Annotated in this window: 13 protein-coding genes; 5 read left to right on the top strand and 8 right to left on the bottom strand. The window is 69.8% G+C overall.

Features of this window, described 5'->3' with window-relative positions:
- From L3Q65_RS18445 to L3Q65_RS18475, 7 genes are all read right to left on the bottom strand, one after another.
- Window positions 1–639, bottom strand: coding sequence for a VOC family protein (locus L3Q65_RS18445; protein WP_182893057.1), 639 nt, complete (start codon window positions 637–639; stop codon window positions 1–3).
- A gap of 12 nt (window positions 640–651) precedes the next feature.
- Entirely contained in the window at window positions 652–1,410 is a 759-nt protein-coding gene (locus tag L3Q65_RS18450; RefSeq protein ID WP_237600386.1) for a maleate cis-trans isomerase, read from the bottom strand.
- Window positions 1,407–2,930 carry an FAD-dependent monooxygenase gene (locus tag L3Q65_RS18455; protein ID WP_237600387.1) on the bottom strand — a complete coding sequence of 508 codons (1,524 nt, stop codon included), beginning with the start codon at window positions 2,928–2,930 and terminating at the stop codon, window positions 1,407–1,409. The genes L3Q65_RS18450 and L3Q65_RS18455 overlap by 4 nt, the downstream gene beginning before the upstream one ends.
- Complete coding sequence (locus tag L3Q65_RS18460; RefSeq protein WP_237600388.1) at window positions 2,927–4,597, bottom strand: AMP-binding protein; 1,671 nt, start codon at window positions 4,595–4,597, stop codon at window positions 2,927–2,929. The genes L3Q65_RS18455 and L3Q65_RS18460 overlap by 4 nt, the downstream gene beginning before the upstream one ends.
- Before the next feature lie 141 nt (window positions 4,598–4,738).
- Window positions 4,739–5,425 (bottom strand): TetR/AcrR family transcriptional regulator, encoded by a 687-nt coding sequence (locus L3Q65_RS18465; RefSeq protein ID WP_116205520.1) that lies wholly within the window; start codon window positions 5,423–5,425, stop codon window positions 4,739–4,741.
- Between the two features lie 22 nt (window positions 5,426–5,447).
- The gene (locus tag L3Q65_RS18470; protein WP_237600389.1) at window positions 5,448–6,584 is read right to left on the bottom strand and encodes an alpha/beta hydrolase; all 1,137 of its coding nucleotides are present in this window, start codon (window positions 6,582–6,584) and stop codon (window positions 5,448–5,450) included.
- A 186-nt stretch (window positions 6,585–6,770) separates the two neighbouring features.
- On the bottom strand, window positions 6,771–7,757 hold the full coding sequence (locus L3Q65_RS18475; protein ID WP_237600390.1) for an aldo/keto reductase: 987 nt from the start codon (window positions 7,755–7,757) through the stop codon (window positions 6,771–6,773).
- A gap of 304 nt (window positions 7,758–8,061) precedes the next feature.
- Between L3Q65_RS18475 and L3Q65_RS18480 the strand changes: the two genes are divergently transcribed.
- The 5 genes from L3Q65_RS18480 to L3Q65_RS18500 all read left to right on the top strand — a co-directional run bounded on the left by L3Q65_RS18480 (window position 8,062) and on the right by L3Q65_RS18500 (window position 11,463).
- Window positions 8,062–9,501: an ankyrin repeat domain-containing protein gene (locus L3Q65_RS18480; protein ID WP_237600391.1), complete on the top strand. Its 1,440-nt coding sequence runs from the start codon at window positions 8,062–8,064 to the stop codon at window positions 9,499–9,501.
- A gap of 14 nt (window positions 9,502–9,515) precedes the next feature.
- Window positions 9,516–9,824, top strand: a complete 309-nt coding sequence (locus L3Q65_RS18485; protein WP_237600392.1) for a muconolactone Delta-isomerase — start codon at window positions 9,516–9,518, stop codon at window positions 9,822–9,824.
- A 29-nt stretch (window positions 9,825–9,853) separates the two neighbouring features.
- A complete protein-coding gene (locus L3Q65_RS18490; RefSeq protein ID WP_182893063.1) occupies window positions 9,854–10,543 on the top strand; it encodes an EthD domain-containing protein in 690 nt (229 codons plus the stop codon).
- 1 nt (window position 10,544) lies between these two features.
- Window positions 10,545–10,976: a nuclear transport factor 2 family protein gene (locus L3Q65_RS18495; RefSeq protein WP_182893064.1), complete on the top strand. Its 432-nt coding sequence runs from the start codon at window positions 10,545–10,547 to the stop codon at window positions 10,974–10,976.
- A 70-nt stretch (window positions 10,977–11,046) separates the two neighbouring features.
- Window positions 11,047–11,463: a heme-binding protein gene (locus tag L3Q65_RS18500; protein WP_182893065.1), complete on the top strand. Its 417-nt coding sequence runs from the start codon at window positions 11,047–11,049 to the stop codon at window positions 11,461–11,463.
- Between the two features lie 132 nt (window positions 11,464–11,595).
- Here the strand turns inward: L3Q65_RS18500 and L3Q65_RS18505 are convergent, their stop codons facing one another.
- Window positions 11,596–12,378 (bottom strand): oxidoreductase, encoded by a 783-nt coding sequence (locus L3Q65_RS18505; protein WP_182893066.1) that lies wholly within the window; start codon window positions 12,376–12,378, stop codon window positions 11,596–11,598.
- Window positions 12,379–12,381: the final 3 nt, after the last annotated feature.

Here is a 12,381-nt window from a genome sequence, read left to right on the forward strand (position 1 = left end):
TCAGACCAGCTCCTTCCCGGTCGGTTCCCACGACGCCGCCCGCTCGACGATCAGCTCGGCCTTGCGCGTCAGCAGCTGGTCCATCGACGGCGCCTCGCCGGACGCTACGTCGCACAGCGCTCGCAGGGTGAGCTCCGCGTCGAGGTCCTCCTGCGGCGTGACCGGGCGCAGCGCGCGGGTGATCTCGACCATGTAGCCGTTCGGGTCGTGCGTGTAGATGGATTCGATGGTCTCGTGCATGACCTGCATTTCCACCGGCCACTCGGATTCGTCCAAGCGGCGGCGGTACTCCAGCAGGTCTTCCTCGTCCTCGACGTTGATCGCGAGATGCCTGCTGTCGGCGAAGAACTTCGGCGTGCCGTGCGGCAGCCGGGCCCAGGCGTCGCCGGGCGCGGTCTGGTCGCCCGCCGGTTCCCAGCCGAAGTAGTAGAAGAACGCCAGCCGGTCGCCGCCGCCGATGTCGAAGAAGAAGTGGATGAAGTCCGGGTGCCGTTCCGGGCCCCAGCCGGCCGCGCAGATCGAGTGGACGATCGGGAACTTGAGCACGTCGCGGTAGAACCGGACGGTGGCGGCCGGGTCGAAGGTCGGGAACGCGGCGTGGTCGACCCCGCGCACCCGGTGCACTGGCTTGTCAGTCATGGAAACTCCTTGTCAGACCTGGACGTTGGCGTCGGCGCGCAGCAGCGAACCCGCGCCGGGAAGATCGACGGGCAGGCCGAGGCCGCGCAGGATCGAGTACGCGCCCGCGGTGGCCGCGGACAGCACGGGCAGCCCGAACTCCTCTTCCACGGGCTGGACGAGGTCCAGCGACGGCATCTGGACGCAGCACGAGATCACCAGCGCGTCGCTGTCGCTCAAGTCGAGTTCGCGGGCCGCGGCCAGCACGGTCTCGCCGGGGATGCAGCCGACCTCGGCGTTGTCCGCGACGCCGAGCGCGCGCCAGCCGGTGATCGTGAATCCTTCGGCTTCGAGGTATTCGACGACCGTGCGCGCCACCGATTCGGTGTACGGCATGACCAGCGCGACCCGCCTCGCCGCGAGGTCGGTCAGCGCCCGCACCAGCGCTCCGGCGCTGGACAGCACCTTCGTGTCCGAGCCGCCCGTCGCGAGCTGTTCCGCGATCCGCAGTTCGGCGTCGCGGTGTTCGCCGGCGCCCATGGCCATTACCGCGACGAGGCAGGCGTACAGCAGCACGTCCGTCTGCGCGTCGCCGATCTCCAGCACGCACCGCTCGCGCTGCGCGTTCATCGCGCGCAACTGCTCGGGCGTGACGGCGTGCATCCGCATCCGGCTGGCGTGGAACGAAAACTCGACGCCGTCCACGCGCCGCAGCAGCCGCGGCAGCTCGGTCTCGACGGTCACGTTCGAACTCGGCACGATCAGCCCGACGCGCCGGGATGTGGTGGTCACGAATCCTCCTGGGAGACAGTCACGAAATCGGCCCGGCCGGCGCCGACCGAGGTGGCCGCGAAGGCCCGCGCGGACCGCGGCAGATCCACTCCGACAGTGCGCCGGGTCCGCAGCCGGAGCCGCTCGGCGAAGTCGACCCGGGCCCAGAACTCCCCGGGTTTCCCGGTCACCAGCACCGGTCCGGTCCCGGCCGCGAGCCGCGCGACGGTCCGGTCGGCGGCCTCGCCCCACACGTCCGGCTCGGCCCACGCGACCTCCTCGACCGGCTGGCCGAGGTCCGCCCGCGGGACCGCCCGGGCAGGCAGCTGGATCCCGTTGCCGCGCAACGGTTGCGCGAGGACCCACTCGGCCGGGTCGCCGGACGGCGCGGCGCCCAGCCACTCCAGCGCGGTGCGCACGACCCCGGGTTCCGAGGCGGCGTAGTCGGCCATGGTCAGGTTGCCGGAGCGGGTCATGTAGGAAAGGCCCAGCCGCTCGGCCGGCCAGTCCGCCCGCCAGCGGTAGGAATCCCACCACCGCTGGCTGCGGCCCGCGAGCTGTTTGAACCGCTCGACCGCCGGACGGCGGGCCTGTTCGTACGCCGCGAAGGCGGCCGGCACCGAGCTTTCCCCGGCCAGCGCGTCCGCCAAGGCGATCGCGTCTTCCAGCGCCAGCTTGGTGCCCGAGCCCAGCGTGTAGTGCGCGGTGTGCGCGGCGTCGCCGAGCAGCGCGACGTTCCCGGTGTGCCAGCGGTCGAGGCCGAGGTTGACGAACCGGCTCCACCGCGTGCGGTTGGCGAGCAGTTTCCCGCCGCGCAATTGGTCCGAGAGCACGTTTTCGAGCAGCCGCACGCTCTGCTGGTCCGTTTCGCCGGGCGCGGTCGCCGCGTCGAACGCGGCCAGCCCGGCGTCGGTCCAGGTCCTGTCGTCCACTTCGATCAGGAACGTGCTGCGGTCCTCGGCGTACGGGTACGCGTGCGTGACGAACAGCTGCTGCCCGCGCCGGGCCGACGCGAAGAACGCGGACGAGGCGGCGAACGGCGCGCCGCACCAGACATACCGCGTCCGCCCGCGGCTGGTCCGGACGCCCAGTTCGGCGCTGAGCTTGGCGCGCGTCCCGCTGCCGACGCCGTCCGCCGCGATGACGACGTCGCCGCTCACCGAGCCCAGATCCGCGTGCGATCCGGCCCGGTACTCGACGCCCGCCGCGGTCGCCGCTTCGGTCAGGACGCGCAGCAGCGCGGCGCGGCCGACCGCGAGGTTCCGCGCGCCGTGGAGGCAGACGGACCGGTCCTCGGCGGCGAACCGCAGTTCGTGGCCGACGTAGCTGACCTCCCGGACCCGGTCCGCGGTTTCCGGATCGGCCTGTTCGAGATTGCGCATGGTGGCCTCGGTGAGCCCGACGCCGAACCCGAACGTCTCCTGCGCGCCGTCCATCCGCTCGTGGACGACCACCTCCAGGGCCGGGTCGCGCAGTTTCAGCAGCCGCGCGGCGTACAGCCCGCCGGGGCCGCCGCCGAGCACGTTCACCCGCCGGGTCATCGGGCGCTCCCTTCGGCCATTTTCGCCTGGACGTCCTCGCGCAGCCGGTTCTTCGCGACCTTGCCGACGTTCGTCAGCGGCAGCGCGGGCACGACCTCGACGCGCTCGGGCAGTTTGTACTTCGCCAGCCCGCGGGCGAGCAGGTGCGCACCCAGCGTTTCGACTGTCAGCGGCGCCGCGCCGTCCTCCAGCACGAGATACGCGCAGGCCCGCTCGCCCAGCACGGGATCGGGCATCGCGACGAGCGCGGCGGTGACCACGTCCGGATGCGCGACGATGATCTCCTCCACCTCCTCGGCGAAGATCTTCTCGACGCCGCGGTTGATCACGTCCTTGATCCGGCCGTCGATCGAGTAGCTGACCCCCGCCGCGGCGACGTGCCGCCGGGCCAGATCGCCGGTGCGGTAAAAGCCGTCGGCCGTGAACGCGGTCCGGTTGTGCTCGTCGGCGCGGTAGTAGCCGCGGATCGTGTACGGCCCGCGCGCGGCGAATTCGCCGACCTCGCCGTCGGGCACCTCGTCCTCGGACACCGGGTCGAGGATCCGGATCTCGTCGGCCGCGGAGATCGGCGCGCCCACCGTGCGGTGGCGCACCGCCTCGTCCGCGCCGGCGGGCGTGACCAGGAACATCCCTTCCGCCATGCCGAACATCTGGCGGATCCGGATGCCCAGCTCGTCGCGCAGCCGCTCGGCGACCTCGACCGGCAGCCGCTGTCCGCCCACGACGAAATCGCGGAGACCGGAGAAGTCGGTCTGCTGGGCGCGCGGCGATTCGAGCAGCCGGACCGCGAGCGCGGGCGGGACGAGCGGCAGCACGTCCGGCTGGTGCTCGGCGACGAGGTCGAGGACCGTGTCGACGTCCGCCGAGGGCGAGAGCACGAGCGTCGCGCCGGTGAAGATCGACGGCTGGAGCGCGAGCGAAATCCCGGCGTTGTGCATGAGCGGCAACGGATACAGCAGGCGGGAGTGTTCGTCCATCGCCATCGCCGCGGCCCAGGCGCGCGCGTTGTAGGCGTATTCCTCGTGCAGCCGCGGCGCGACCTTCGGCAGGCCGGTCGTGCCGCCGGAAAGCTGGAAGACCGCGGGCCGGAGCAGGTCGGATTCGAGATAGGGCAACGGTTCCCGGACCGGCTCGCGCACCAGCCGGTCGTAGCCCGGCGCCGTGCCGATCGGCTCGCCGCGGCACGTCACCACCTCGGCGACCGAGCCCTCGGCGAGAAGCTGTTCGGCCTGGGTGCGCAGCCTCCCGTCGCGGAAGTCGGCCTGCACGAGGAGCGTGCGGGCGCCGACGTGCGCCGCCAGCAGGCCGATCTCGCGCGTGCCGTGCTGCGGCAGCGTGCACACCGGCGGCGCGGCGGCGAACAAGCAGCCCAGGTAGGCGACGACCGTCTCGGCGACGTTCCCCATCTGGAACATCACCGGCTCGCCCGGCCGGGCCGCGCCGGAGCGAAGCAGCCCGGCCGCGAACCGCTGGGCTTCGCCGAACAGCTCGTCGTAGGTCCACGCGCGGCCCTCGGCCAGCAGCGCGATCCGCGTCCCGTGCCGGCGCGCGGAGTCGAGCAGTTCCGCCGGCAGCGACCGCCCCGCCCAGAACCCGGCACGCCGGTAGGCAAGCACGCTGACCTCGTCGTACGGGGTCGTCGGTGGTGCAGGTGGAGGCAACGTCATGCGGATGACGGTAAGCCGGTCCGCGCAAAAGTTCAATAGCTGTGTCGAAAGTTCGACACTGATGTCACAACGCCGGACTGGCCGGGGCACGAAAAAGGCCGTGCGGCGCTGGTGCGCCGCACGGCCGAAGCAGGATCCCGGTCAGCCTTCGAGGCGGTCCAGGAGCGCGCGGATCTGGTCGATGGTCTTCGCGTCCTGCCGTCCGCGCCCGGTGTTGTCGCCGGCGGCGAGCATCGACGTCGCCAGCCCGGTGATCGTCGCGACGACCGCCTCGACGTCCGAGCCGGACCGGAACCACCAGGCGACCCAGTTGCACATGCCCAGCAGCGACAACGCGGCGGTGCGCGCGTCGACCGGGCGGAACTCCCCGGTTTCGATGCCCGCCTCCACGAGTGCGGTGAATTCGCGCAGGACGGTGCGTTTCGCCTCGAGATGCTCGCCCGCGAGCGGTTCCGGCAGGATCGACTCGGAGCGGTCGAGAATGCGGAACTGGTCGGAATGCTCGGCCCGCTGCCGCACGATCAGCCCGACGACGTCGGCGATCTTCTCCGACGGCGCGAGATCGTCGCGCGCCTTGAACTGCGCGAGCACCTCGGCGAAACCGTTCGTGACCTGTTCGACGAGCATCGCGAGCAGGTCTTCCTTCTTGCTCACGTAGTGATACAGCGCGGGCCGCGAGATGTTCAGCGCGTTCGCGATGTCCAGCAGGCTGGTCGCCTCGTAGCCCTTTTCCGCGAACAGCCGGGTCGCGGTGTCGAGCAGTTCCGAAGTCACCAGCGTGCGGCGCAGCTCGCTGCGTTTTCCCTTACCCCGCTCTGCCGTGGACATGATCCGCAGCTTACCCGCGGGCTCACCGCACGCCGTGAATGCCGTGCGCACCCAGCCAGCCGACGATCTCGTTCAGGTAGTCGGCGCCGCCGTAGCCGAGCAGCGTGGCGTGGCCGGTGTTCTGCACGATGTACTTGGTGAACACGCCCGGCCGGTAGTAGCCCGGCTCGTTCGCCGACATCGGATCGGTGTCGCAGTCGTCGGTAGTGCCGCACCAGATCTTGTCGTACTGGCCGGGCGACCACAGGATCGGCGCGTCGATGTTCTTGGTCTGGTCGGTGTAGGTGCGCAGGGTGATGTCCGCGAGCTCGGTCGCCGACATGGTGTCCTTCGTCGCGTCCTCGACCGTCAGCTGCTGTGGATCGAAAGTGGCCGCCGGACCGTAGAAAATGGTGCGACGGCCCGGAATGCTGGTGAGATACGCGGGGTCGACCGCCCACGGCTGCCCGGAGAACTTCGAGTCCAGCAGCGCCGGATAGGCGAAAGTGCCCAGCCGCGCGGTCGAAGCCGGAGTCAGCAGCCCGTGCCCGACGGCGTGCACCATCAGCGCGTCGACGTCGTGGAAGGTGCCCGCCTCGACCTGCGAGGTGAGACCGCCCATCGAGTAGCCGTTCAGCGTGACAGTGCCGAATTGCGGGCCCAGACCGCCTTGGCGCAGGTACTGCACAATTTGATGCGTGGTGTTCGCGGCGACGTCGAAGTTCATGCTCGCGCCGAGCGGATGATCACTGCGGCCGTACCCGATCCGATCAAGGTTCAGGGTCGTGAAGCCGCGCTGGGTCATGTAGCGGACGTAGTTGTAGCGGTCCGGCTGGTACGGCCAGTCGTAGTAAGTGTGGTCGTAGGTCCCGCCGTGGATCAGGATCTGCACCGGCTGCTTGCCCAGCAGCGCCGGGTCGGAGGTGCACAGCTGGCCGAATTCCTTGAGCACCACGGAACTTCCCGGCTCGGTGACCGGGAAGAAGTAGTTGCGGCACTGCGCCCCGCTCGCCGAGGTCGCGTCCGGCAGGTCGGCCGCCGCCGGAGTGCCGGGCAGACCGGGCACCGCCTGCGGCGCGAGCGGCCAGCCGTTGTCCGCGCTCGCGACGGCCGCGGCGCCGGACAGCGCTAGCACCGAGGCGGACACCACCGCCGCGATCCGGGAAATACGTCGTTGCACGCTGCGCACGGTGGTCTCCCTTCGACGGACGGGCCTCATTGCCCGCCCTCTTACGCATGTGTCATGTTATCGACGTAAGTGTCGAAGTCAAGTGTTGGCGCAGGTGAAGGCGTTGCGTCCGGGCGCGCTACTGGTCGCTGACCGCCGCCGGCGCAGCCGTGCCCTGTCCGCTGCCTGAGCAGAGGCTCAGCGGCCGAACAAAGCCTTCAGCCCTTCAGGGACACGCTCACCCTGGATATCGTTCGCGGCCTCCTCGATGCGTTGCAGGTCGCCGGGCGTCAATTCGACGTCGAGCGCTCCCAGCCTCTCTTCCAGGCGGTGCAGTTTGGTGGTGCCGGGAATCGGCACGAACCGGGGCTTCCGCGCCAGTACCCAGGCGAGAGCGAACTGTGCCGGGGTGGCTCCCTTGTCGCCGGCGATCTGCTTGAGCAAGTCGACCAGTTTCTGGTTGGCCTGCCGTGCTTCCGGGGCGAAGCGCGGCAGCATGCGGCGGAGGTCGTTGCCGGCCAGGGAGGCGCCGGGGTCGATCGTGCCGGTCAGATAGCCTTTGCCCAGCGGGCTGTAGGGCACCAGGCCGATGCCCAGCTTTTCCAAGGTCGGGATGATCTCGGTTTCATGGTCTCGCATCCAGAGCGAGTATTCGCTTTGCAGGGCCGTCACCGGCTGCACGGCGTGGGCGCGGCTGATCGTCGCCGCGCCTGCCTCCGACAGACCGAAGTGTTTGACCTTGCCTTCCGCGATCAATTCCCTGACCGTGCCCGCTACGTCTTCGATGGGCACTTCGGGATCGACGCGGTGCTGGTAAAGCAAGTCGATGCAGTCCGTGCGCAGCCGCTGGAGCGAAGCCTCGGTCACGCGACGGACCTGCTCGGGGCGGCTGTCCGGCCCCGACGCCGGGGCCGGACCGTTTTCTCCGTGCTTGAGGCCGAATTTGGTGGCGATCACCACCTGGTCGCGGACCGGCGCCAGCGCCTTGCCGACCAGCTCTTCATTGGCGAACGGGCCATAAACCTCGGCGGTGTCGAAGAAAGTCACGCCGAGATCGACCGCGGCCCGCAGCAGCTTCGTCATGCCGGCGGGGTCCGGGGCCGCACCGTAGAAGAAGCTCATGCCCATGCAACCGAGTCCCATGGCGGAAACTTCGAGGTGCTGCCCGAGTGTGCGTTTCTGCACGGAAAGCGCTCCTTCGGTCAAAGTCGTCTGGACCATTGCTTCCGCTGCGCGAACGGAAGCGGTGACCGCAGGCCAGGTCCGTACCGGGGGCGGCGGGGAGGACTTGTCGTTGCCGGTACTGCCGGTGCCCCCATGGCCGAGTCCCTCGCCGCCGAACCGGCCCGGACCTTCCGAAGTCCGGGCCCCACTTGACGTTGTCCCCCCGCCGGGCCCCGGATCCTTTGCCTGGCGGCGGTTCCGGCTGGCGCAATGGCCAGGGAATGACGGGTGGACAGCCGGCCAGCGAAGCCGCAGGAGGAGTTCGATGCGTACCGAACAGACCCGGCAAGTGGTGGAGAAGTACTTCTCCAGTCTCGAGAACGGAGACCTCGACTCGGCGCTGGCGCTGCTCGCCCCCGATGTCGAGTTCGATCTGCCGCGCGACGAGTGGAACAGCGTCATCCCCTACCTCGGGCAGCACCGCGGGGTCGACGCCGTGCGGAAGGCCTTCGCCGTTCGCGCGAAGACGACCGAGGTGCTGGACTACGCGCTGCGCGGGTTGCGCGCCGACGGCGACACCGCGTTCGCGACGATTTACACCAGGGCCGCGCACACCAGGACCGGCACCGAGTTCGAGATCCTCGACTCGCACGAGATGGTCGTCGACGACAGCGGCCGGATCGCCAGGTGGAAGGTGTACTTCGACCCCAACGGCGAGATCGCGGCCTTCACCTCGGACGCGAACGAGCGGTTGATCGCGGCGAGCTGGAAAGGCGACCGCGAAACGGTTTCCGAGGTGCTCCGCTTCGGTGCGGACGTCGATCACCGGGACCCGGAGAGCGGGTTGACCGCGCTGATGATCGCTGCGGGACGCGCCGACGCGCCGTTGACGGACCTCCTCGTCGCGCGCGGCGCGGACGTCTTGACCGCGGACAGCGGCGCGGGGGCGACCGCACTGCACAAGGCGTGCCAGGGCGGGAGTCTCGACGTGGTCCGGTCGCTGGTCGAGGCGGGCGCGTTCGTCGACGCGGTCGCGCCGACCACCGGGCACACCCCGCTCATGGACGCGCTTTGGTACAAGTTCCCGGAGGTCGCGAAGTACCTCCTCGACGCGGGTGCCGGGCTCAACCTCAGCACGCACTACGGGTTCTCGCTCAAGGAGCACTTCGCGTACGAGCTGAACGTGAACACCGTGGGCAAGGACCGGCTGCTGCTCGCCGAGAAGTACCTCAACGAGCGCATCGCGTCCGACGAGGAGCGGGCGGCAGCGCAACGGCTGATGACGGCGGTCACTGCGGGCGACGTCGGCTCTGTGCGCGAACTGCTCGCGAACGGAGCCGAGGCCGACGAAGTGTTCCCGATCGTCGGCGGATTCAACGACGGGCACACGCCGCTGCTGGTCGCGGCCCGGGACGGGCACACCGAGATCGCCCGCCTGCTGCTGGACGCGGGCGCGGACGTCAACGCCACCGAGCCGACCTTCGGAGCCGTGCCCCTGCACAAGGCCGTCTACAACGGACACGTCGAGCTGACGAGGACGATCGCCGGATGGCCCGGGGTGAACCTCGACTTCCAGGGAGCCACCAACGGATACACCCCGCTGCACGACGCGCTGTGGCACGGCTACGAGGAATGCGCGCGGACCGTCGTCGACGCGGGCGCGCGGCTCGACCTGGTGGGGCACGACGGAAAGACCCCGCTCGACCTCGCGGCCGAGGTGTTCGGGGACCACCCGCTGACCGCGCTCATCCGCGCGAAGTCCTGACCGAGGAGGGACCGATGCTGTTCTACGTGCAGATGAAATGGCGCCACGAGGGCCGGATCACGCTCGACGAACTGTGGGAGATCGAGCGGGAGGAGGCCGAGCACGCGCAGGAGACCGTCGACTCCGGTTTCTGCGTCGGCATCTGGAAAGTGGCCGCGCAGAAACGGGTCGTCGCGATCATCGACTCCCCCGACGCCGAGGAGCTCGACCGCACCGCGCTGGGCAGGCTGCCGATGCGCGAATACCTGGAGTTCGAGCAAGTGTGGCCGCTGCGCGACTACCTCGGGTTCGCCGAGGACGTCAAGAAGCGTTACCAGGTCTGAGGATCCGCCCGAGGAGGACAGGGAGCGACATGATTCACCAGCTCATCTTCGCCGCGCCGAAACCCGGCATGTGCGAGCAGGAGTTCCAGGACTACTGGCTCGACGTGCACGCGGTCGAGTTCGCCAGCAAGATCCCGCAGATCCGCAAGTACCTGATCGACAAGCGGATCCCCTTCCCCGGCGAGGATCCCGACGCCGAGCCGTTGTGGAGCGGGGTCGCGGAAATCTGGCTGGAGAACGAACAGGAGCAGCTGGCCTCGCTGCAGACCGACGAGTTCTTGCAGGGCGCGCGGCTGGACGAGCCCAATTGGGCGGCGTTCTGGCGCACCGTCGTGCTGGACACCGACGCGCACGTGGTGCGCGCGGGCTCCGAGCCCGCCGGGGTCAAGATGATCATGCTGGCGAAACGCCGGGAAGGCTTGCCGCTCACCGAGTTCCGCGAGCACAGCCTCGGCGAGCAGGCCAGCCTGACGGCGGAGGTCCCGGGGCTGCGGCGCTACCTCCAGGGGTTCACCAAGGACGGCTACTACAGCCTCGGCGAGGCCCTGCTCGACGTCGCGTACCAGCTGTACTTCGACGACGTGGCCGCCGTGACCGCGGCTCTCGAATCGCCGGAGTTCGCGCGTGCGACGAAGCACCTGGAATCGATCGCGGAGCCCCGCTACGTCCACCGGCTGCTCTTCACCGAGCACTGGGTCATCGGACCGCAGGCGCGCTGAGATGAGCGCGGTGAGCCGCAACGCCGAGACGGTGGCGACCTTCCTCCGGCTGCTGGAGGAAGGGAACATCGACGACTGGATGGAGCTGTGGGCCGACGAAGGCGCGCAGTACTACCCCTTCGGCACCGAGATGTTCCCCCGGCACCTCGTCGGCAAGGCCGCGATCTACGACAGGTGGAGGGGCATGCCGTCGATGTTCGACAGCCTGAGTTTCCCGATCAGGGAGACCTGGGAGTCCGGCGACACGGTGCTCGCCCGGTTCGACTCGGCCTGCGTGCTCGCCGGCGGGAAGCGCTATCGCAACACCTATCTCGGCATTTTCAAGTTCGACGACGCGGGTCTGCTCCGCGAGTACTGGGAGTACTTCGACCCGATCGTCGCCGGGGTGGAATTCGGCCTCGCCGCCGTGGCGTACGCCCCGCGGCGGACCTGACCGGGGAAGAACCGGATCGGCCCGGGCGGGCGCACCGCCCGGGCCGATCCTCGTCTCAAGGGAGCGAAAGATGAGCGGCAATCCCGCGATCTCGGCGGCACAGGCCCGCCGGGTAATCGACAAGGCGGTCGCCCGCGCCGGGGAACTGGGCGCCGGGGTGTGCGTGGCGGTCGTCGACAGCGGCGGCAATCTCAAGGCGCTGCACCGGATGGACGGCGCGACGTTCGCGACCGTCGACCTCGCCGTCGACAAGGCCGCCACCGCGGCGGGCTACGGCATGTCCACCCACGCCCTCGCGGAATTCGCCTCGGCCGACCCGGCCGTCCTCGCCGGGCTGTCCAACCGGCCCGGTTTTTCTTTGCTGCCCGGCGCTCTCCCCCTCGAGCGGGGCGGCGCGATCGCGGGCGCGGTCGGTGTCTCGGGCAGCAGCCGGGGAGAGGACGAACCCATCGCCGCGGCGGGCGTGGACGCGTTCGGCGAGGAGTAGGGCAGGCGCCAAGGAACCGGCCGGAGGGAATTCTCCGGCCGGTTCGCCGCGTGCGGTCGGCGTCTCCGGCAGAAGACGCCGGACACAGCGAACCGGCCGAAGGTGATCCTCCGGCCGGTTCCCCGTGCGCGGTCACACTTCCGTCAGCGACCCCGCGTCGACCAGATAGTTGGCTCCGGTGACCCGCGAAGCCCGGTCCGAGGCCAGGAACACGACCACGTTCGCGACGTCCTCCGGGGTGCTCTCCCCCACCAGCGGCGCGCTTTCCAGTTCCACCAGCATCTTCCGGACCTCGGCCGGGTCCTGGCCGGTGTCGCCCGCGATGGCCCCGACCACGCCGTCGATGCTCGGCGTCTTGGTGAGGCCCGGGGAAACGCTGTTGACGCGGACGCCGCTGGGCGCCGCTTCGGCAGCGAGTCCCTTGGCGTAGTTGGCGAGCGCCGCCTTGGCCGCGGTGTAGTGCAGCAGCGGAGGGATCGGCCTGCGGGCGGAGTTCGACACGATCTCGACGATCGAGCCCGAACCCCGTTCGATCATGCCGGGCAGGACGGCGCGGTCGAGGCGCACCGCGGCGAGGTAGTGCGTCTGCATGACCGAGACCCACAGTTCGTCCGGGATCGACGCGATGCCGTTGATGTAGGGCCGCGCGCCGCTTTCGGTCCCGCCCGCGTTGTTCACCAGCACGTCGATCCCGCCGAGCACCGAAAGCGCCTCGTTCGCGGCATATTGCACGCCCTCGAGGGTGCTGAGATCGGCTCGCACCAGAGTCGCTTCGGACGGCAGGTGGGGCGCGGGGTTCCGGGCCAGGGTCACGACAGTGGCGCCTTCTTCGAGGAACCGCTCGACGATGCCGAGGCCGATCCCCCGCGTCCCGCCCGTGATCAAGGCACGCTTTCCCTTGAGCTCGCCAGACATGGT

The organism is Amycolatopsis sp. FU40 (genome assembly GCF_021903635.1).
Lineage (GTDB): Bacteria > Actinomycetota > Actinomycetes > Mycobacteriales > Pseudonocardiaceae > Amycolatopsis > Amycolatopsis dendrobii.

Excerpts from the sequence above, each read along its gene's own strand:
- L3Q65_RS18445 (WP_182893057.1), bottom strand. The coding sequence starts at position 639 with ATGACTGACAAGCCAGTGCACCGGGTGCGCGGGGTCGACCACGCCGCG.
- L3Q65_RS18455 (WP_237600387.1), bottom strand. The coding sequence starts at position 2,930 with ATGACCCGGCGGGTGAACGTGCTCGGCGGCGGCCCCGGCGGGCTGTAC.
- L3Q65_RS18460 (WP_237600388.1), bottom strand. The coding sequence starts at position 4,597 with ATGACGTTGCCTCCACCTGCACCACCGACGACCCCGTACGACGAGGTC.
- L3Q65_RS18465 (WP_116205520.1), bottom strand. The coding sequence starts at position 5,425 with ATGTCCACGGCAGAGCGGGGTAAGGGAAAACGCAGCGAGCTGCGCCGC.
- L3Q65_RS18480 (WP_237600391.1), top strand. The coding sequence starts at position 8,062 with ATGCGTACCGAACAGACCCGGCAAGTGGTGGAGAAGTACTTCTCCAGT.
- L3Q65_RS18485 (WP_237600392.1), top strand. The coding sequence starts at position 9,516 with ATGCTGTTCTACGTGCAGATGAAATGGCGCCACGAGGGCCGGATCACG.
- L3Q65_RS18490 (WP_182893063.1), top strand. The coding sequence starts at position 9,854 with ATGATTCACCAGCTCATCTTCGCCGCGCCGAAACCCGGCATGTGCGAG.
- L3Q65_RS18495 (WP_182893064.1), top strand. The coding sequence starts at position 10,545 with ATGAGCGCGGTGAGCCGCAACGCCGAGACGGTGGCGACCTTCCTCCGG.
- L3Q65_RS18500 (WP_182893065.1), top strand. The coding sequence starts at position 11,047 with ATGAGCGGCAATCCCGCGATCTCGGCGGCACAGGCCCGCCGGGTAATC.
- L3Q65_RS18505 (WP_182893066.1), bottom strand. The coding sequence starts at position 12,378 with ATGTCTGGCGAGCTCAAGGGAAAGCGTGCCTTGATCACGGGCGGGACG.